Source organism: Ralstonia flaminis, from assembly GCF_958415495.1.
GTDB lineage: Bacteria > Pseudomonadota > Gammaproteobacteria > Burkholderiales > Burkholderiaceae > Ralstonia > Ralstonia flaminis.
Genome location: NZ_CATZLL010000021.1, coordinates 23568 through 41503, shown reverse-complemented (window position 1 = coordinate 41503; position 17936 = coordinate 23568). Strand labels below are relative to the sequence as shown.

General features: G+C 61.4%; 18 protein-coding genes. 8 read left to right on the top strand and 10 right to left on the bottom strand.

Annotation, left to right across the window (positions count from 1 at the left end; all coding sequences use genetic code 11):
• Positions 1-12: 12 nt before the first annotated feature.
• The 3 genes from R2N11_RS24625 to R2N11_RS24615 all read right to left on the bottom strand — a co-directional run bounded on the left by R2N11_RS24625 (position 13) and on the right by R2N11_RS24615 (position 2935).
• A complete protein-coding gene (locus R2N11_RS24625; RefSeq protein ID WP_430715474.1) occupies positions 13-990 on the bottom strand; it encodes a pyridoxal-phosphate dependent enzyme in 978 nt (325 codons plus the stop codon).
• Positions 991-995: 5 nt separating this feature from the next.
• The gene (locus tag R2N11_RS24620) at positions 996-1847 is read right to left on the bottom strand and encodes an amino acid ABC transporter substrate-binding protein (protein WP_233176737.1); all 852 of its coding nucleotides are present in this window, start codon (positions 1845-1847) and stop codon (positions 996-998) included.
• A 185-nt stretch (positions 1848-2032) separates the two neighbouring features.
• Positions 2033-2935 (bottom strand): DMT family transporter, encoded by a 903-nt coding sequence (locus R2N11_RS24615; RefSeq protein ID WP_316682728.1) that lies wholly within the window; start codon positions 2933-2935, stop codon positions 2033-2035.
• Positions 2936-3207: 272 nt separating this feature from the next.
• Here R2N11_RS24615 and R2N11_RS24610 point away from each other — a divergent pair, with 272 nt between their 5' ends.
• Entirely contained in the window at positions 3208-4611 is a 1404-nt protein-coding gene (locus R2N11_RS24610) for a sensor domain-containing diguanylate cyclase (protein ID WP_316682727.1), read from the top strand.
• A gap of 48 nt (positions 4612-4659) precedes the next feature.
• Here R2N11_RS24610 and R2N11_RS24605 read toward each other — a convergent pair whose 3' ends face one another.
• From R2N11_RS24605 to R2N11_RS24590, 4 genes are read right to left on the bottom strand one after another with little or no spacing between them, the layout of a single operon-like run.
• Positions 4660-5136 carry a hypothetical protein gene (locus tag R2N11_RS24605; RefSeq protein ID WP_316682726.1) on the bottom strand — a complete coding sequence of 159 codons (477 nt, stop codon included), beginning with the start codon at positions 5134-5136 and terminating at the stop codon, positions 4660-4662.
• Positions 5137-5144: 8 nt separating this feature from the next.
• The gene (locus R2N11_RS24600; protein WP_316682725.1) at positions 5145-6695 is read right to left on the bottom strand and encodes a tetratricopeptide repeat protein; all 1551 of its coding nucleotides are present in this window, start codon (positions 6693-6695) and stop codon (positions 5145-5147) included.
• A gap of 55 nt (positions 6696-6750) precedes the next feature.
• The gene (locus R2N11_RS24595; protein WP_316682724.1) at positions 6751-7599 is read right to left on the bottom strand and encodes a hypothetical protein; all 849 of its coding nucleotides are present in this window, start codon (positions 7597-7599) and stop codon (positions 6751-6753) included.
• A gap of 36 nt (positions 7600-7635) precedes the next feature.
• Positions 7636-8238 carry a tetratricopeptide repeat protein gene (locus tag R2N11_RS24590; protein ID WP_316682723.1) on the bottom strand — a complete coding sequence of 201 codons (603 nt, stop codon included), beginning with the start codon at positions 8236-8238 and terminating at the stop codon, positions 7636-7638.
• A 307-nt stretch (positions 8239-8545) separates the two neighbouring features.
• Here R2N11_RS24590 and R2N11_RS24585 point away from each other — a divergent pair, with 307 nt between their 5' ends.
• The 4 genes from R2N11_RS24585 (at position 8546) to R2N11_RS24570 (ending at position 12307) form a co-directional block, all read left to right on the top strand.
• Complete coding sequence (locus R2N11_RS24585; protein WP_316682722.1) at positions 8546-9307, top strand: alpha/beta hydrolase family protein; 762 nt, start codon at positions 8546-8548, stop codon at positions 9305-9307.
• Positions 9308-9348: 41 nt separating this feature from the next.
• Positions 9349-10356: a serine hydrolase domain-containing protein gene (locus R2N11_RS24580; RefSeq protein ID WP_316682721.1), complete on the top strand. Its 1008-nt coding sequence runs from the start codon at positions 9349-9351 to the stop codon at positions 10354-10356.
• An 80-nt stretch (positions 10357-10436) separates the two neighbouring features.
• The gene (locus R2N11_RS24575) at positions 10437-10994 is read left to right on the top strand and encodes a hypothetical protein (RefSeq protein ID WP_316682720.1); all 558 of its coding nucleotides are present in this window, start codon (positions 10437-10439) and stop codon (positions 10992-10994) included.
• A gap of 548 nt (positions 10995-11542) precedes the next feature.
• Entirely contained in the window at positions 11543-12307 is a 765-nt protein-coding gene (locus tag R2N11_RS24570; RefSeq protein ID WP_316682719.1) for an SDR family oxidoreductase, read from the top strand.
• A 228-nt stretch (positions 12308-12535) separates the two neighbouring features.
• On the opposite strand, the gene R2N11_RS24565 is transcribed toward R2N11_RS24570, so the two are convergent.
• From R2N11_RS24565 to R2N11_RS24555, 3 genes are all read right to left on the bottom strand, one after another.
• Positions 12536-12814: a hypothetical protein gene (locus R2N11_RS24565; protein WP_169341309.1), complete on the bottom strand. Its 279-nt coding sequence runs from the start codon at positions 12812-12814 to the stop codon at positions 12536-12538.
• A gap of 558 nt (positions 12815-13372) precedes the next feature.
• Positions 13373-14578, bottom strand: coding sequence for a hypothetical protein (locus R2N11_RS24560; RefSeq protein WP_316682718.1), 1206 nt, complete (start codon positions 14576-14578; stop codon positions 13373-13375).
• A gap of 79 nt (positions 14579-14657) precedes the next feature.
• Positions 14658-15581, bottom strand: a complete 924-nt coding sequence (locus tag R2N11_RS24555; RefSeq protein ID WP_430715473.1) for a restriction endonuclease — start codon at positions 15579-15581, stop codon at positions 14658-14660.
• A gap of 344 nt (positions 15582-15925) precedes the next feature.
• Between R2N11_RS24555 and R2N11_RS24550 the strand changes: the two genes are divergently transcribed.
• Genes R2N11_RS24550 through R2N11_RS24540 form a run of 3 tightly spaced genes read left to right on the top strand, consistent with a single transcriptional unit; the run spans position 15926 to position 17600 of the window.
• Positions 15926-16354 (top strand): Imm63 family immunity protein, encoded by a 429-nt coding sequence (locus R2N11_RS24550; RefSeq protein ID WP_316682716.1) that lies wholly within the window; start codon positions 15926-15928, stop codon positions 16352-16354.
• Complete coding sequence (locus R2N11_RS24545; protein WP_316682715.1) at positions 16355-16765, top strand: hypothetical protein; 411 nt, start codon at positions 16355-16357, stop codon at positions 16763-16765.
• A gap of 16 nt (positions 16766-16781) precedes the next feature.
• Positions 16782-17600, top strand: a complete 819-nt coding sequence (locus R2N11_RS24540) for a hypothetical protein (protein WP_316682714.1) — start codon at positions 16782-16784, stop codon at positions 17598-17600.
• Positions 17601-17936 lie beyond the last annotated feature (336 nt).

Here is a 17936-nt window from a genome sequence, read left to right as displayed (position 1 = left end):
TAGCTGCAGTGCCTAAGTTTCCTGCAGCAGACCGAGGTAACGCGGCAAATCAATGTTGCCGCCCGTCACGATCACGCCGATGCGCGCCCCCTTGATGGGCAATCCGCCGTAGCGTGCGGCGGCCAGGCCAAGGCAGGCTGTCGGCTCCACCACCAGCTTCATGGCCTGCGCAAAGCGGCGCATGCACGCCACCAGCATCGCGTCTTCCACCGGAACGATCTCTGTCACACCGCGCTGCAACAGCGCGAACGTCAGCGCGCCCAGATGCTGTGCGCGCGCACCGTCCGCAATCGTCTCTGGCGGGTCGATATGCACGATGCGGCCGGCTTGCAATGACTGCCGGCCGTGGTTGCCCGTAACCGGTTCCGCCCCATACACCTTGCAGCCCGGCGCCAGCGCTGCGGTCACCAGCGTTGCGCCGCCAAGCAGCCCACCACCGCCCTGGCTGGCAAAGATGGCATCCAGCGGCCCGACCTCTTCGATCAGCTCGCGCGTGACGGTTGCCTGGCCAGCAATGACGTCCGCATGGTCATAGGGCGGAATGAGCGTCAGACCATGCGCTTCTGACAATTCGCGCGTGATGGCTTCGCGATCATCGGTCCGCCGGTCGTAGAAAACGATGTGCGCGCCGCAACGCCGTGCTGCATCCACCTTGCTGGCCTGGGCATCGTGCGGCATGACCACGGTGACCGGAATGCCGAGAATCTGCCCGGCCAGGGCCATGCCCAGCGCATGGTTGCCACCTGAAAACGCCACCGCGCCACGCTTGCGCTGCCCGGCATCAAAGCGCGCCAGCGCGTTGAACGCGCCACGAAACTTGAACGCCCCGGTGCGCTGCAGGTTCTCGCACTTGAAGTAGACCTGCGCCCCGACCCAGGCATCCATCTCGGGGGAGCGCAGCACCGGCGTGCGCAGCGCCTGACCCGCCAGGCGGGCGCTGGCGACTTGCACATCGCTCCAATCCGGCAACACGGAGGCTGTTGCGGCAATCGTGGTCACTCAACGGCCTCGTCCGACGGATGCTTCCAGGCCGCCAGCACCTCCGGCGACGGCGTCAGACCCAGAACAATGCCGCGCGCACCAATCGGCTGCTGGAACCAGCGCTTCTGCAGTGCAAGCACGTCCAGGCCCGCGAACAGCGCGGCCAGCGTCTGGTCGACCAGTGCCTTCCATTGCGCATCGGCCCTGGACAGCATCAGCGCGTTCCGCTCCACCGACAGGGTGGGGCCGACCACCTCGTACTGCGCCGGCGTCTTTGCGTTGGCGCGCAGGCCGTAGAGCACCACATCGTCGAGCACGAACGCCTGCGCACGCCCCGTGTCGAGCATCAGGAACGATTCAACGTGGTCCTTGGCGTAGACCTCGCGATAGCCGTACTGATCCTTGAGACGACGCACGTGGCGATCACTGGTGGAGCCGGCACTGGTCACCACGGTCTTGCCGCGCATGTCGTCAAACGACTGGATGCCCGAATCCGTACGCACCAGCATGCGCACTGCCGAAACGTAGTACGCCAGGCTGAAATCCACCTGCTTCTTGCGCTCGGCCGTAATGGTGTTGGGCGCGCAATCAATGGCGACCAGGCCATTGACCACTGCCGGCACGCGGCTCTGCGCGGTCAGCGGCAACCAGCGTACTTTGAGTTCCGGCAGATTGAGGCGGCGCTGCGCCGCTTCGGCCACGCGCAGGCACAGGTCCACCGCATAGCCGGCGGGCTGGCCCTTGGCGTCAGAAAACGAGAACGGCACCGCGCCTTCGCGGTAACCCAGGGTGATGGTGCCGGACTGGCGGATCTGGTCGAGAACGGGCGTCGGGCTCTGGGCCAGTGCCGGTGTAGCCACCGCCATCGACAAGGGCAATAGCAGCGCGGCAAGCGCGCGCGGAACGATCGGCAATGCGTGAGACAACATGGTGATCCTTGACGAAAGCGGCAAGGATAGTCACGTGCCCCGTGGGCGCGAACAATCAATTGGCTATATGGGCATCCCGTGACCGTGCATGTGCATATGCGTCATTCGCATATGCGCGGGCACTAGCCGCGCGACGCGGATGGCGACAGCACCATCGCCAGGCGCCGCTCGCGTGCCGCCGCCCATGTGCCCGCCGCCCCGCACATCGCAATGGCCAGAATGCCTGCCACCGACCAGCCATCCGGCACGTGCGAGAAGACCAGCCAGCCGCCAATCATGGCAAAGCCGATCTGCATGTACAGGTAAGGCGTGAGCATTGCCACCGGCGCGCGGGTGTACGCCAGGATGAGCAAGGCATGGCCTGCCGAGCTGACAACGCCCATCAGGATCAGCAGCAGCCACCACGTCCACTCCAGCGCCTGCCAGCCGAAGGGCAGCGCAAAGGTCAGGAACAGCGTACCGACGGCGCCCGTATAGAAGTGGGTGGTGCCTGCCTCGTCCACGTTGGCCAACCGGCTGGTGACAATCTGGAAGGCGGCATTGGCAGCCACCAACCCCAGGGGCAGCAGCAGGCTCCAGCCAAAGGTGCCGCCGCCGGGCCGGAGCACCATCATCGCGCCGAGAAACCCACCCGCCATGAACACCCAGCGCATGGCGGAGACCTGCTCGCCCAGCAGCATGGCCGCCACCAGGGTAATCACCAGCGGCGTCAGCATCACGATGGCCGTCACCTCGCCCACCGGCATCTGCCGCAGGCTCAAAAACGCAAACAGGCTGACCGACAGCAACAGCACCCCGCGCAGCACCTGCAGCCATGGCCGGCGTGTACGCAGCAATGCGCGCCCGCGGCTGGGCAACAGCGTCACGCCTGTCGTGACCGTTTGGAACAGGTAGCGGAACCAGAGCGCCATGGCCACCGGCACGGTGGTGCTGACATATTTAGTGAGCGTGTCAAACGCGGCAAAGAACGCGACCGCTGCAATCAGAAAAGCAATCCCCTGCAGAGGGTGTTGGGCGCGGCTCAAGATGGGCGACTCCGGGCGGGCTGGGCATGTGTGGCGCGGGTGCGACGCATCTTACCCCCGCCGCGTGCGCTGGGCGGGTGCGCATCATTGGGCTTTGACATCGGCCCCCCTCGTGACTATCAACGATGGGTAGGCATCGATGGCACGCAAGGCCTTTGGCGGACACAGACACCCCGCACGACAACAGCCGCGCGATGCAATAAGACGAGTGACGCAGTCACCGCTACAAGGGGGCCATTTTGAGATCGGGACATCTTGAAGTGCAGCCGGGCTTGTTGCTGAGCCTGTCTCCGGGGCGCAGGACCTATCTGGCGGCACAGGCGGTGGCGTTGCTGTCACTGGTGGTCCTCATCTCGGCATTGCCATTTGCCAAGGTGCAATTGGCACCGCTCCCCTCGTTCATCCCCACGTACGAATCAGCACTCATTCTCAATGACCTGATTACGGCCGCCCTGCTGTTCGGGCAATTTGCCATCACACGTTCACGCGCCATGCTGGCGCTGGCCAGCGGCTATCTATTCACGGCAACCACTGCCATCGGGCACCTGCTGTCGTTCCCCGGGCTGTTTTCGCACGACGGGCTGCTGGGCGCGGGGCCGCAAAGCACCGCCTGGATCTACATGTTCTGGCATGTGGGCTTTCCGTTGTTTGTGATGGTGTATGCCGTGCTGAAGGTGCGTGAAGACCGGGAGCCTGATCGGTATATCGAAGCCCCGCTCGCGCGCGGCACAGTGTTGCTCGTCGTAGCTGCTGTGCTGGGGGCATCCGCCGCATGCGTGGCGTTGGCCACGGCGGGCGAACATCTGCTACCGGCCTTTATGGTGGGCAATCGTTATGGACCCGCACAAACCGTGGTGGCCGGCACAACGTGGCTGTGCTGCATGGTGGCCCTGATCGTGCTGTGGCGTAGCAAGCCACACCTGACCCTCGACATCTGGCTGCTGGTGGTGCTGTGCGTCTGGATTTGCGATGTCGCCCTCAGCGCCGTGTTCAACGCCGGGCGCTACGACCTCGGCTTCTATGTCGGGCGCGCATTCGGGCTACTGGGCGCAAGCTTTGTCCTCTTGCTGCTGCTGATCGAAAACAGCGTCCTGCACTCGCGCCTGGCTGCCGCCCGCGCAGAACTCAAACGCCTGGCCGCCACCGACCCGATGACCGGTATCCCCAACCGCCGGGCCTTTGAGACTGCCATGAACGAAGCCTGGCGGCACGGTGCGCATTGGGAGGCACCGCTGTCATTGCTGGCTGTCGATATCGACCTCTTCAAAGACTACAACGAGTGCTACGGCCCGATCCTGGGCGACCAGTGCCTGACCGCCGTTGCGCAATGCCTGACCAAACAGATGCAGCGCGACAGCAACGTGGTCACCCGCTACAACGGCGATGCGTTTGCCGTGCTGCTGCCGAACATCGACATGGCCACGGCAGCCAAGATTGCGCAGCGCCTGTGCGACGCCGTGGCCGCGCTGGCCATACCGCACGCAAGCTCCAGCGTGGCAGACCACGTGACCGTGAGCGTGGGGGTGGCGAGCGGATGGGCGCAGGAAGGCGTGGCGCCGCAAGCGTTCACCAAGGTGGCAGAGAGCGCGCTGCAGATGGCCAAGGCGGATGGAGGCAACCGGGTGGTTGTGGTGCCGGTGCCTGCGCAGTTGGGGCGGGGGGTGGTGGCGGTGTAGGGCCGTCGAGCCCGCCTCACAGGGCCTGCCGAAGTGCACCGCACTCCATCAATGCGCCGCGATCACACGCACCGTCGCCCAATCCAACCGCAAGAGGCCGACCGAAATTGCGGGTCCACCGGCGGGCAGCAGACAGTACTCAGTACCACCCGGCGCATAGCCCAACGCGGTCCAATCCAATGAAAGCAGTTTGCCCCATTGAAAGTCCTGCGATTTAGTCGCCGACCGCAGAGCATCGCTCGTCACCAACTCCGACCTGATCGGCTGGCTCTGCAAATACTCGATGACACCCTGCTCCGTGTTGATCAGCGGCGTCACAATCCTGACCAGATAGGGGTCCCTCGGCGGAAAGCTCTTCGTCAAGCCAGTGACCGTCGCTGAGCCATCGCTTTGCTCGATCTCGATCTGTTGTTGTGTATCGACCCAGTCATTGTTCAGCCAATCATAAGTAACGCCATCACGCGGCACCATGATCAATGCCGACTCAAATTCGAGCTTCAGCGTGCCCAGATCAATCGAGTACATGATTTGACTCACATCCCTGGTGCAAATGGGGCATTCAGATTAAAGACACCTAGCCCGACATAGCCCGGCGGTTCTGCCTCGACCGGCAGGTCCTGCCCCACTTGCCATGTCCGTGTGATGTGGCTGACCCGCATACGCTGGTCGTACGAGAGGCCGAGCTCACCGTCCAGGTAATGCTGCTTGGCGAACTCGTACCCGCGTTCAGCCGAGATGGCCTGCCATAAGAAGCCACGGAACGGATCGCGCCTGACGCCTTTACCGTCGTAGTACGCTGAACCAAGGCTGTACTGCGCCTTGGCGTGGCCGGCAATCGCCGCCAGACGCAGCCATTTGATGGCGGCCACATAGTCGGCCGGCGCGTACTTGCCCCCGAGGTACACACCACCGGCCGCTGCCTGCGCATCAAGGTCACCCTGCTCCGCTGCGCTCAGCAGCCAGCGCATGCCGGTGGCACTGTCCTTCTCAACGCCACGCCCGATCAGGTAGTACCGTCCCAGCTCCCGCTGCCCTTGCGCGTCGCCATGTTCGGCCGCCTTCTTGTGCCACGCGAAAGCCTTGGCGTCATCTTTTTCAACCCCTTTGCCTTCTGCATACAGGAACCCAATACCGGCTTCACCGGCCGGTGCGCCGGCTTCCGCTGCCTTGGTGTACCACTGCATTGACGCTTGGAAATCCGGCTTGCCGTCGATGCCCTTGTAGGTCAGATAGCCGAGTTCAGCATACGCGGTTGGGTCCCCAAGATCGCCAGCCTTACGCAGCAACTCGAACGCTTTCGCACCATCCACCTTGACACCGCCAAGCCCTTCTCCGTAGATGGTGCCCAAGCGGGTCTGCGCGTACACGACACCCTGCTCGGCAGCCTTCTGATACAGCAAGAATGCGCGTTGCAGATCGACTGGCACGTGACGGCCGGTCTCGTAGAGTGCCCCCAAGTTGTATGTGGCGTAAGCGAGCCCACCATCGGCTGCCTGTTGGTACAGGCGCAAGGCCTTGGCCCCATCGGGTCGTACCCCCCGCCCAACGTCGTACAGGTAAGCGAGCGCGTTCAGCGCACAGGGGTTGTGCTGCTCTGCAGACAACTGGTACCAACGCGCGGCCTGCCCGTAATCCGCCGGCACACCATAGCCGTACAAGTACATCGTGCCGAGACCGTACTGCGCCTGTGCATCACCCTCCTGCGCGTGCTTGCGGTACAACGCCAGCGCCTTTGCGTACCCCTCCGGGCCGGGTTGGCGCATGACGTAGAACCCGGCGAGCCCGTTGTCGCCCAGCACGGGGTTCGTTTTCGCCAGTTTGGTGAACGTCTCAAGCGCGGCCTTGTCGTCTCGCGGCATGCCCAGGCCATACATCATCAGCGTACCCAGGCTTGCCTGGGCACGTGCGTCTCCGTGCTCGGCCAGCGGCTTGAGTTCCGCCACGGCTTGGCCATAGCGTTGTTGCCGCATCGCCTGCTCGGCGCTTTCCATATCGGCATTGGCAGACAGGGCCAAACCGCACAGCACGGCGGCAGCAACCACGCCCGTGCCCGACACAATGAAGGAAGAACGAGGCTTCAGCATAGATTCGGTTGGTGATCCGCAGATGGACGATGTCGCCAGCACACGTGTGCTGGGCTCAACGGTAGTCAGGCCAGGAAAGCGGCTCCGGCGGCTCCGGCGGCTTCGGCTGTTTTGGTTCGATGACCCGGTTATTGCGGAGCATCCACACACCAAGCAGACCGAACAGAACCTGCATCGTGTTGATCATCTTGAGGTCGATGACGTACTCGCGGTAGCCCGGCCCGAGGAGGCGGACAAACGGCGACGCATACGGCAGGTACCCCAGGGCAGCGGCAGCCATGATCACAACGGACACCATCAACCCCATGCCGAAGGCCCAGGCCCGTTTGCCCTTGGGCATCAAGATCGCCCCCACCACTAGCCCGAGCAGCGCGGCAAGAAACGACGCCCCTGGCCGGTGGAACACCACAAGCATCCACCCAAGCCGCAGCGTGACGCCCTGGTAGCTGATGGTGAACACGATGGCGGATACCGCCAGGATGGCGATGGCAAGGAGCGTGCGCTTGGGAGACACCGCAGACACATCCGGCACGTCCGTCAGATAGCGGGTACCCAAGCGACTCAGCAAGATTGCACTTGTCCCCGCGAGCACGGGCACGGCGCTCAGCGCCAACACCCAAGGCTGGAGCACGAAGTACGCAATCACGGCAACAGCCGCGGCCGATACATAGAGCGTGCGCCCCCATGCACGCCTGCGCAGCAATGCAGCGCCAGAGACCAACGCGGCAAGCGACCACAGCAACGCAACCAGCCACAGCCAACGCTGCCGAACCGGATAGGCGGCAAACACCTCGCCCCATTCGCCTTGGTACCCGATGAGGTAGGTCGCAATCGAAACCAGGGAAAGCGCCGCCGACAAGGTCAGCGCATAGATGGCAATCAGGACTGTGGTGTGGCGCCGCATGGGTGTTTCTCTTGTTGCATGGCTTCAATCATCGGCTTACGCCGGCGTACAAAACTTGCCGTACGGCGTGCGATCTGTGACGGATCGCTTGCTTGGCCTCTCCACCCGGAGCGTTGCCGCGCGATTCACCTGAATCTTCGATTCGACGGCATTTCCTGCACCCGCCAGGGCTTTAGCGTACTCATCCAGAACATCGGCATAGCCAGCCGGTGCGCTGGAGGCAGCCCCGTCCTTGTCGAGCTCAGGCAACGCGCGCTCAAAGTACGCCACAGACTGCGCGAACTTCTTCTGATCCAGGCTCAACCTGGCCAGTTCAACCAAGGTCAGATACAGCGGTTGACCTGCCTGCTTGTCGAACTCATAGGCGGCATTGAGTTCATGCTCAGACTGATCAAAGAAGCACGTCACGCCGAGTGAACGTCCGTACTCGTAGTGCAGGATCGCTCTGCGGCCGGCAGGCAACCTAGCCTGATCGGCATTGACGGTTGCGCGGGCATAGGCGCGGCGTGCGGTATCCCAGTCACCACGTGCTTGAGCTGCGGCCCCTTGCACCATGTAGTTGTTCGATATGCGCTCCTCGACAGCGGAGGCGCATCCGGCCAACAATACGACCACGAACAATGCGCTGACTGACTTCATCCTGTTTGTTGATCCTGTGCGGAACACGGTGTGAGAAATGGCAACGCTTTTAGCACGGGCGCGCGCCCAGCGTCACCCCCCGATGCGTTGGATTCACAACGCGTCCGCATGCATCACTGCAGTCGCGCCTAGCCCTGCCCCCTTACCCCCCGCCACAACCGCACCAACGCCCCCGGCTCTGCCGGATGGGCATGACATCGACACAAGCTGGCAGCAGAATCGCGCGAGCGTATTGGTCACGATTCATTCAATCCAATAAATAGATAGGGAGGCCCACTTGCAACCGCCCAACAACGCCGGCGATCTCATGGTGACGCAGCCGTTCATGATCGTGGACCTCCCCGGGCTTGGTCGCCTCTATGAGCCCCCTGGGAATACCCGCGTGCCCCATGTGCTGGTGCTGCACGGGTCGGAAGGCGCGTGGTCTGGCTTTGCACACCTGCAAGCGGCCGGTTTTGCTGCCAGGGGGGTTGCGGCACTGCCGTTCGGGTACAGCGTGGGAGGCAATGGCTGGAACGCGGGCCAGATCGAGAACGTGCCCATCGACAAGACCGCCGCCGCGTTGGATGCATTACGCAGCCGCCCGAGAACGACCGGCAAGGTCGGGGTCTATGGCGCATCACGCGGCGCCGAGCATGCACTCTTGCTCGCGGTGTTGATGGCCACCGACGGCACGATGCGCCCGCCCGACGCGGTTGCAGTGCATGCCGCGCCCGACGTCATCTGTGGTGCGTTCAACGCTAAAGAATGGCGAGACCCCGGTGATCCAGGCTGGCAAGCGTGGGACCCTGCACAACGCGCCTGGACCTGGAAAGGCACATCGGAAACCCTGCTTCCAACGCAGCCCATTGAGATTGAACGGTACCCCGGCCCGCTGCTCATCAGTGCCGGCGAGAACGACACCATGTGGTCTTCTGCCATGAGCTGGCGACTTGCCGACCGGTATGCCACCGGGGGCCGCGTTGCCGAGCTGTTGGCATTCCCCGGAGAGGACCATATCTTGTCTGCAGAGGCCACGATGGTTCGCGATGCGCGGCTGTCGGCGTTCTTTGCAGAACATCTGGCGTAACGACAATGAACGCCCCTACCCCCACGAACCCCGGCTCAGCAATGACCACCCTGGAAGCATGGCTTGAAGCAACGACGACTGCCGGCAGCATCCCCGGCGTGTCGATCGCAACCCTGCGATCGGGCAACGTCATCACGGAACGTTGCTTCGGGATTCGAGGCACGCACGACCCTAGCCCAGTCGACGCGCAGACCGTGTTCGAGGCCGCCTCACTTACCAAGCCACTGGTCTCCTTCATTGCCCTGCAGTTGGTTGACGAAGGGTTGCTGGACCTGGACGTACCGCTGCTGGACCTCTGCGGCGAGTACGTGCCCAACGACCCGCGCGCGCACCACATCACCAGTCGGCACGTGCTGACGCACACCAGCGGACTGCCCAACATCGTGCGGGAAGCCGCGCCTTTGCAGACCTACTTCGCGCCGGGTGAGCGCTTCAGCTATGGCAGCAGCGCACTCGCCTGGCTACAGCGTGCGATGCAGGCTGTAGCAGGGCGCCCGCTGGAGACGCTTGCCCGTGAGCGGGTTTTCGCGCCGCTTGGCATGGCGCACTCAAGCCTGGAATGGCAAGACCGCTTTGCCGCCAATCACGCCCAAGGGCACGAGTGGGAGGGCGAACCCGTGCCCAAGCGCCGCGTGGAAGCGGCGCAGGCATCGTGGTCGCTTCTGACCACCGCATCGGACTACCTGCGCTTTGTCCGCGCTGTGCTGCATGCGGAGGGACTCTCCAGCCGTTCTTACGCGCAGTGGTTTGCGCCCGCGGTGCAGGTGCGCCAGGGTGACAACGCGGAGGACTTGTCAGGCACCAATCCACCCAACCCAAACGTTGCGTGGGGACTGGGCTGGGGGCTGGAGCCCGCGCAGCAGTGCTTCTTCCATTGGGGGCACAGCCCTGGGTTTCGCGCTTACGTGGTCGGCAACCGCACGACTCGGGATGCGGTGGTGTGGCTTGCCAATTCCGCACGCGGTTTGCGACTGGCGCATACCGTGCTTCCGGAGACGGTGCCCGGAGAACACCCCTCCGTGCAGTGGTTGCAGATCGGGAAGTTGTGAGTCCGTAACCCAATCCGCCACGCCGCCGGTCTAAGATCCACGGCACAACAACATTGCATGTTTCGAGGGGGCGAAACTTGATGCGCACGATCATCTCTTTGGCCTTGGCCTGCGCTTGCGCCATCAGCCAAGCCGCATTCGCGCAAGCCACAACGGAGCTGGCCAGCACGGAGCCTGTTATCAAGGCCAACGCCAACCACGACTACTGGGCGCTCGACGGCCTGAGCACGCGGATGCACAAGGCGACGGCCGCCACGCTGTACCTGACCGACCCCGCCCTGTTACCGCTCAGGACCATGGACGAAGACCGCCTGAAGCAGGCTGGCTGCGAATACACCACCGAAGATGCGGGGCTCATTGCCAAGCTTGCGGAGGCCGTGGATGGCGCCGGCTTGCGCCACGCCACGTTCGCGCCGCAGTTCGAGCCACGGGAAGCGGTCTATCTGACGTTGAGTGGCGGCGGCCAGATTCGGCTCCTGCTTGAGAAGCCCTATCCGGAGCAAGCGGCACTGCTTGGTCGCGTGGATGATCAGCCAGTGACGGTGAACAAAGGCCTTGTCGAAGCGCTGTACCAATGGGCGGCCAACCTGAGGCGCGTTGGCAAGTGCGAGCACTTTGTCGGCAAGTACCGGGGTTGACCGGGTGTTGCGTGGGGCACGCGACGCATTGACCGCGCACCTTTGGCTGTTTGGCGACACGTGCCGTGCTTCACGACACGCCAACGGTGTGCGGAACGTCGCGTTTGGGGTTCTGAACCCGGCGTTCGACTCTTTTTTGCTCAAACCTTGGGGCTCTGCGCTCCGACGTTCGACCTTTGATCTCGACGTTCGGCGCTTGTTGCTCCGCGCTCCGGGCTCAACGCCCAGCGGTTGAGGCTTTTAGCGCGGACACATCGAGGCTCCGAACTCGGCGCTTGGCGCTTTGCGCTCGGCAGTCGCGTCTTTTTGCTCGGTGCTTGCGTGTTGGAGCTCGGCGCTTGAAGCTTTTTGCTCGACGGGCGGACCTCTGCGCTCGACAAGATGGCCGGCCGCACCGGAACAGCGGCGGGCATCAAGACCACGTGCCAATCCTGGCCAGCCGCTAGCCATGAAAATTCCTGCCCAAATTCAATAGCAAGAAACGGAATGCCCGCGCGTCAAGGTGCGATCAGACTGGCCGCTGATCAATCCGAACATGAGAAACGACAATGAACGTGCTTGCAAACAAGGTCGCCATCATCACCGGTGCCAGTTCCGGAATTGGACGCGCGACGGCATTGCTTTTCGCACGCGAGGGTGCGGCGGTGGTAGTTGCCGCCCGTCGCAAGGCTGAGCTGGAAAGCCTTGTGGACGACATCACCGCACATGGCGGAACGGCGACATACGTGGCGGGCGATGTCAGAGATGAGACATATGCGCAGACCCTTGTTCAGACGGCCGTTGACCGCTTTGGCGGTCTGGACATTGCCTTCAACAACGCGGGCACGCTTGGTGAAATGGGGCCCACGCCAGAAATTTCCGAGTCGGGTTGGAGCGACACGATTGCCACCAATCTCACAAGCGCTTTCCTCGGCGCCAAGCATCAGATCCCGGCGATGATGCTTCGTGGCGCCGGAAGCCTCATCTTCACTTCGACTTTTGTTGGGTACACCGTCGGCTTTCCTGGCGTGGCCGCCTACGCTGCCAGCAAGTCAGGATTGATCGGGTTGACCCAGTCACTTGCCGCGGAGTTTGGGCCCAAGGCCATTCGCGTCAACGCAATCCTCCCTGGTGGAGTCGACACCCCGATGGGGCGCACCATGAGTGCGTCGCCCGAAGCAATGGCGCATGTGGCGGGGCTGCATGCGCTCAAGCGCATTGCTACGCCGGAAGAACTTGCGCAGTCGGTTCTCTACATGGCTTCCAGCGCCTCTTCATTCATGACCGGCGGAGCGCTGCTGGTTGACGGAGGGGTGTCGATCAACCGCACCTGATGTTTGGGCTTGGGCCGCTTGAAACAGCCCGGAAACGCGTTCAGCCACGTCAACGTGAACGCATCGGCCCGGCAAGCCAGCTGGGCCGCACTGTGAAGGGCCGGGGGTACGCCGGGCTATCAGCTATGGGTTATCGGTTATCGGTTATCGGCCGCACCGATTCTTGGCGCACGCGAGACTGCGCTTGCTACCCCGCCCGTCCTCGGGGTCGCCTTCACTGCTGTTCTTTTATTTCTGCTGATTTGCGCGTTCCAGCACGCGCAGGATTTCCCACCGGTACAGATCGACCAGCACGCCCTCCAGCGTGGTCAGCATGTACGCGCCAATCGCATCCAGAAACCCGGCCTGATATTCGGCGGGCTTGTCTTGGATGTGGAGTTGGTATTCCCAGCGCAGCGTCTTGGGCTCGAACTGGCGATGCAGTTTCAGGCCCGCCTGCGTGCGGCGCAGAAAATCTCGGCCGCTCAGGGCGCCTTGCAAATAGTCGCGCTTGGTTTCAAGGCTCATCGGGCGCCTCCGGAGGGAGGGTGTTGCGCGATGCGGGTGAGAAGAGAACGTGCGGGGCGATGCCCGCGTGCGGTGGGTACGGCTTGGGTCGGTTGATCCATTGTCTTGCCCTCTGCTGATTGAGTGGGGAGCCACCCACCGGTGAGGGTGGGCGGGCACACGACAAGGTCTGCAATACCGACGAAATGACAAAGACGGCAGGGCCGAAGCCCTCCCTGCCGGGCCCGCCCGTAGGGGCGAACGACAGCAGCGGTAGAAACTTGAATTTCTTCCGGTCATTTCGGTCGAGATTGCAGTCTCGGCTGCGGTTGTTTGCGCAGCGGGAGGAGTTTAGCGGGAACCACATTTACGAGGCAAGTTCCAAGCTGAACACTTTCCTTTCCCGCATTTATCTACCTGCCACGGGTTCGACTGGTCCCCGACTGTTTTGTAGACGTATCGAATCAAGACCAAAGCTAAAAAATAGGCGATTGCGATGTCTACTGCCCTTCTTATATCAATAGTTCAATCACTGCGATGACGTACGCAGTCTCCGGAAGACATGGTGCCGCCATCCCGCTATGCGGGTAAACTTACCTTCAGACCAGGCAAGTATGTTTCGACGGGATTGTCTTCAGACGGCCTGTCGTTAGGGGCAGCAAGAATGTGCTTTACATGCTCCCCCAATTCACGGCGAGCAGACTCTATGCGCTCCATCACCGTGTACACGTCACTAGTATCAACCATGATGGTTCTGCCCTGAGAGACATCAAATGGAATACGATCACCTTTACGAATAATCTGGACTGTTGGACGCTTTGACATATGGCGTATGCCTAATTCATAGAACGCATTTGGGTTGCTGAAGGATAAGTCAGCAATGCACAGGCGAGCCCTGACCAAGTTCACGTAGATTTGCTGAGTGATTAAACCTGCTTTCTCGATTTTGTCCGCACGGACTACCTTTAAACCTGCGGTAGAAATCACCGGCTCGACGAGATGGCGCAAAAGCATGTCCGCATGTCTACGCACTTCAGTGCCCTCTTCGCCGATTGGGGTAATGTAAAAGCAGACCTTATCCCAATCCTCTTGCTGAGCTTCTGTAGCCGCACTGACTGATGCGATGCCTTCTGTCCAGCCTGCGGTGGCACCGACGCTTGCTGGAGTACCCGGCAGCTTGACAATAGGCTCCGTTGAATCCGGTGCGTTGACAATTATTCCGACATCTCGAGCGTTTTCTAGAATTAGCTTAATTGTCTCGTCGATTCGATCGCGAGGAACAGAGAATCGATTCTCGAGGACATTGGGAAAGTGAACACTAGAAGGCACAGCGTGTCCGTTATAGTCCGTATAGAATTGGCTTAATATAGTTGGTGTCAGAAGCGCCTTAAGCATAGCCTCTCTATCCTCTCCATCATACGTAGGCGCCAGTATTTTTCGCCCTGTTTCTGTTAGAGAATAGTTGTTCTCCTCTTTAGAAACGAGGCCGTAGGCCACCGCGGCAGAAAAGAGATAGAAAGTGTTCGGCGACCTCTCACCTATCTCCAGTGCAGAGCAAATATCAGCCGTGGATGCCGATTTTCCCGCATAGACTTTATGAATTACCTCTGGCACTCGGAGAGCTTGTAATAGCGTGCGGCGCGGTAGTGAATCTTTTGGAACGCGTGATATGGCTTGAGTGCGAACGGATTTTGGTGTGTTCTGACTCGCAGATTTCTTCCTCGATTGCTTTCCGGTTGCGGCACGCGTGCCTTTCTTTGCTGTCGCGGTACGTTTTGTTGCCATAATTCTTCCTTTTAATAGAACAGCCGCGGTGGTTAAACCGACCTACACAAACCACCCTTCCGATTGATGACAGCAACGGTTATGCGGATCGCCCCATCTGCAACGTATACCGACACCCCGCCCGAAAATTAGTACACCCCCAAAACGGCCCACTCTTCCCATTCCGCGCCACCAGCTTCACCCCACAAGCCGGGCACGAAGGCGTCCGGTAATCCCCCTCAAACACCTTCGCCAGCAGTGCGGCCTGCTTCTCTGCGTCCAGCGTGCGAATACGCTCAAGAATGGCCGGACCATCCAACAGCTGGATACCTGCGCTCTCCGAAAACTCCTGCACCGGATTCCCGACATAGCCGGACAAAGACCAGAACACGCCCCGCTTGACCTTGTGCGCCAGCATGGAGCCGCCCAGCGCCCGCACCTGTTCCACCTTGACGGGCTTACCCCACGCCTTGCACTGGACCACCGCCACGGGCGCGTCGACGCCGGCCTTGTACAGCGTGGCGTCAATGCCGCCGTCCGGGCCGTGCGGCACCGTCTTCACTGTGAACCCCATGTGCTCGTAGTACTGCACGCACAGCAGCTCGAACCGCTTCCACTCAAGCGACTTGATGGCCTCCAAGGTCCAGCTCTGGGGTGGGGTGGCTTCTGCCTGCGTGGGTGCTTGGTGGGGCGTGGTGGCGTCAGGCGTTGCGTTGGGTGCATCGCTACCCGCCGTGCTGCGTGCGGACTGGGACGGCGCTTTCACTGGTCGGGGCCGCATGGCGGGTTCGTTGCGCGCGGGGCCAAGCCGGGCATCGGCCTGCTGGCTGCGCTCTCGCAGGTACGACAGCACCGCGAAGAAGGCGAGCAGCAGCGCGGGCACCCACGCCAGCCCGCGAATCATCATCACGACGATGCCCAGAAACGGATTGGCCGCAAACGTCGCCGGGAGGATGTTGTGGAAGATCAGGTAACTGGCCGCAGAGCCAATCGCCAGCATCCACCACGGCAGTGCCAGCAGCACATCGCTCGTGGAGGGTTGTTTCTTTCTCCTACGCCCCATTGCCTGACCCTTGAAGGTTCTCTTTCTTGGGAACCGCCTTTTTAGATATTTAGGATTAGGCGGTTTTTAATAATCCGAATTAGGTAATCGTGTTCGGATTTTGTTGGGAAATAGAATAGCCCAGGTTTTGGGGTTGGGAAGCCCTCGGCGGTGGGGGTTTCTGAGGTTTTGGCGTGGTAATACCCCTCCTTTCTCGCACAGACAGGCGCAGCCTTGCTGCGTTAGCATCTCGGCCCAGCACGTCGCTCGGGGCACCAAGCGCCGCAGGGTGTGCAGCTTTGGTTGCGATCGTCTAGACCATCGTCATGAAAACGCTTGCAGAAATTGAGGTCGAAGTCGCGCGTCTGGCTGAACGGGTTGCCGCGCCCAGCAACGCCTATCCGACGTTCGGATCTACCGCCGATTTCGCCCACCCTCATATAGAGGTTGGGGCTGGGCAATATCACTACGTTGTCGTCGAACGGGGCGCCGAAGTACTCCGCAAATCGACGTCAGACCTGCACGAACTGCTGTACTGGGTATTTGATGGCGTGACGTTCTCCATGGCGTGCGCCTACGAACTAGTGCATCGCGTCCCCGGGCAAGACTTCCGGCGACTGATGTTCAGCAAGCAAGTAGAACTGCTGGCGAGTATTGATCCCGAAATGGGCCGCCGTGGCAGCGAAGAGATTGCCGAGACATTGCGCAACGCGCCGTTCAGTGACGGCCAGCTCGGCCAAGTAAGGGGATATTGAGTGGAAACACTCCAGCTTCCGGCGGACGGGGCCTCCCTTTGGGCAGGGATGTCAGATATAGAGCTGGTCACGCCAGATTACCGCCACCACATCGCTTTGCACTATTGCGGCGAGCCACCACACGGCGACTCTAATCACTTGATCCAGATCGACGGCGTGCGTGCTCCTGGCTACGCGTGGGGGTGCCACTTTGCGTGTACGGCAAACTCGCGCTTCCTCGCAATGAGTTGGATGGAAAAACGCATTGAGCGGAAGACCGCGGTGTTCGATCTGGAGGAAAGGCGGTATTTCGTGCTGCCGTTCTATATGGGCAATTTTCGTTTTCAGTGGCCACGTTTGGAGGGTGTAGAACCATCGCCCGAAGGTCGTTACTACGAGTTCAATGGCGCAGAGAACTGGCACGCCTACTAGCTCTTACAAACCCAATATGCGCATCTACCAAAGATTCCTTCTCGTGCTCGGTGTTCTGGCGCTGCTTGCAGGCTGCGACCAGCAGGCCATGCTCGAGAAGTTCACCCCAAAAGCTGAATCCGCTGTCGCCCAACGCGCGCTGTCAGACCTGGTCGCCAGAAACTTCAGCGCGCTCGATAGCCAGCTTGATCCAGCCCTCAAAACGCCGGATACCCGAGACACATTCGAAAAAATGGCCAACGCGTTTCCGTCGGCCCAGCCCAAAAGCGTCAACATCGTGGGCACGGAAACCCGCACGCTCAACAGCGTCACGACTTACAACCTTACGTACGAATACGAGTACCCCAACGCTTGGGTGCTCACCAACGTCACGCTGCAACGGAAGGATGGGCAACTCCGGATTGTCGGCATGCACGCCTATCCCGAAAAGCAATCATTGCGTGAAACCAATGCCTTCACATTTGCGGGCAAGGGCTTCCTGCACTACTTCGTGCTCGGGTTGACGATTGGCATCGCTCTGTTTGTGATTTACGTGCTGGTGCTCTGCTTCCGCACGCCGATTGCCAAGCGCAAGTGGCTCTGGCTGGTGTTCGTGGCGCTCGGCGTGGTGCGATTCCTCTTCAACTGGACCACCGGTAGCCTCAACGTCCAGTTCTTCAGCGTTGCCGTACCGGGTGTCAGCGCTTTTAGCGCTGGTCCGTACGCGCCGCTCATCTTGAGCTTCAGCATTCCGGTTGGGGCGATTGTGTTTTTGTTGCGGCGGCGAGCGTTGGTTGCGCGCCCGGTCAGTCCTGGAGACGCCGGCCAAACGTCTGTCGATCCATCTGTGCAATAGCTGGAGCGCGGTCCGGCTCTCCCGTGTTGCTTGAGGCCCTACGCCGCGTCGCCATCATTCAACTCACACGTTCCCTGAATGTTCAAACACCTCGCCATCGGATTTTTCGCTCTGAGCTGCTGCCTGCCTAGCGTTGCAGCCCCTTCCGTAGGATGGGCACCAGTACCTGACAAACCCGATCTCGAGTACCTCGCAGACTCCGCGCATCGGATCGGGGAGCACGTCTACCTGATGCACAGAGGGACGTCTACCTTGGTTCAGGGCGTGATGAAGTATGAGGCTCCAATCGAGTTCAATTGCGGCGCTCGCACGTTCCGCTCCGCATGGACGGATGGG

What these genes read in the sequence shown, in the direction of transcription:
- R2N11_RS24620 (WP_233176737.1), bottom strand. Translation starts at nt 1,847, where the DNA reads ATGGCGGTGGCTACACCGGCACTGGCCCAGAGCCCGACGCCCGTTCTC.
- R2N11_RS24605 (WP_316682726.1), bottom strand. Translation starts at nt 5,136, where the DNA reads ATGTACTCGATTGATCTGGGCACGCTGAAGCTCGAATTTGAGTCGGCA.
- R2N11_RS24600 (WP_316682725.1), bottom strand. Translation starts at nt 6,695, where the DNA reads ATGCTGAAGCCTCGTTCTTCCTTCATTGTGTCGGGCACGGGCGTGGTT.
- R2N11_RS24595 (WP_316682724.1), bottom strand. Translation starts at nt 7,599, where the DNA reads ATGCGGCGCCACACCACAGTCCTGATTGCCATCTATGCGCTGACCTTG.
- R2N11_RS24590 (WP_316682723.1), bottom strand. Translation starts at nt 8,238, where the DNA reads ATGAAGTCAGTCAGCGCATTGTTCGTGGTCGTATTGTTGGCCGGATGC.
- R2N11_RS24585 (WP_316682722.1), top strand. Translation starts at nt 8,546, where the DNA reads ATGGTGACGCAGCCGTTCATGATCGTGGACCTCCCCGGGCTTGGTCGC.
- R2N11_RS24580 (WP_316682721.1), top strand. Translation starts at nt 9,349, where the DNA reads ATGACCACCCTGGAAGCATGGCTTGAAGCAACGACGACTGCCGGCAGC.
- R2N11_RS24575 (WP_316682720.1), top strand. Translation starts at nt 10,437, where the DNA reads ATGCGCACGATCATCTCTTTGGCCTTGGCCTGCGCTTGCGCCATCAGC.
- R2N11_RS24570 (WP_316682719.1), top strand. Translation starts at nt 11,543, where the DNA reads ATGAACGTGCTTGCAAACAAGGTCGCCATCATCACCGGTGCCAGTTCC.
- R2N11_RS24565 (WP_169341309.1), bottom strand. Translation starts at nt 12,814, where the DNA reads ATGAGCCTTGAAACCAAGCGCGACTATTTGCAAGGCGCCCTGAGCGGC.
- R2N11_RS24560 (WP_316682718.1), bottom strand. Translation starts at nt 14,578, where the DNA reads ATGGCAACAAAACGTACCGCGACAGCAAAGAAAGGCACGCGTGCCGCA.
- R2N11_RS24550 (WP_316682716.1), top strand. Translation starts at nt 15,926, where the DNA reads ATGAAAACGCTTGCAGAAATTGAGGTCGAAGTCGCGCGTCTGGCTGAA.
- R2N11_RS24540 (WP_316682714.1), top strand. Translation starts at nt 16,782, where the DNA reads ATGCGCATCTACCAAAGATTCCTTCTCGTGCTCGGTGTTCTGGCGCTG.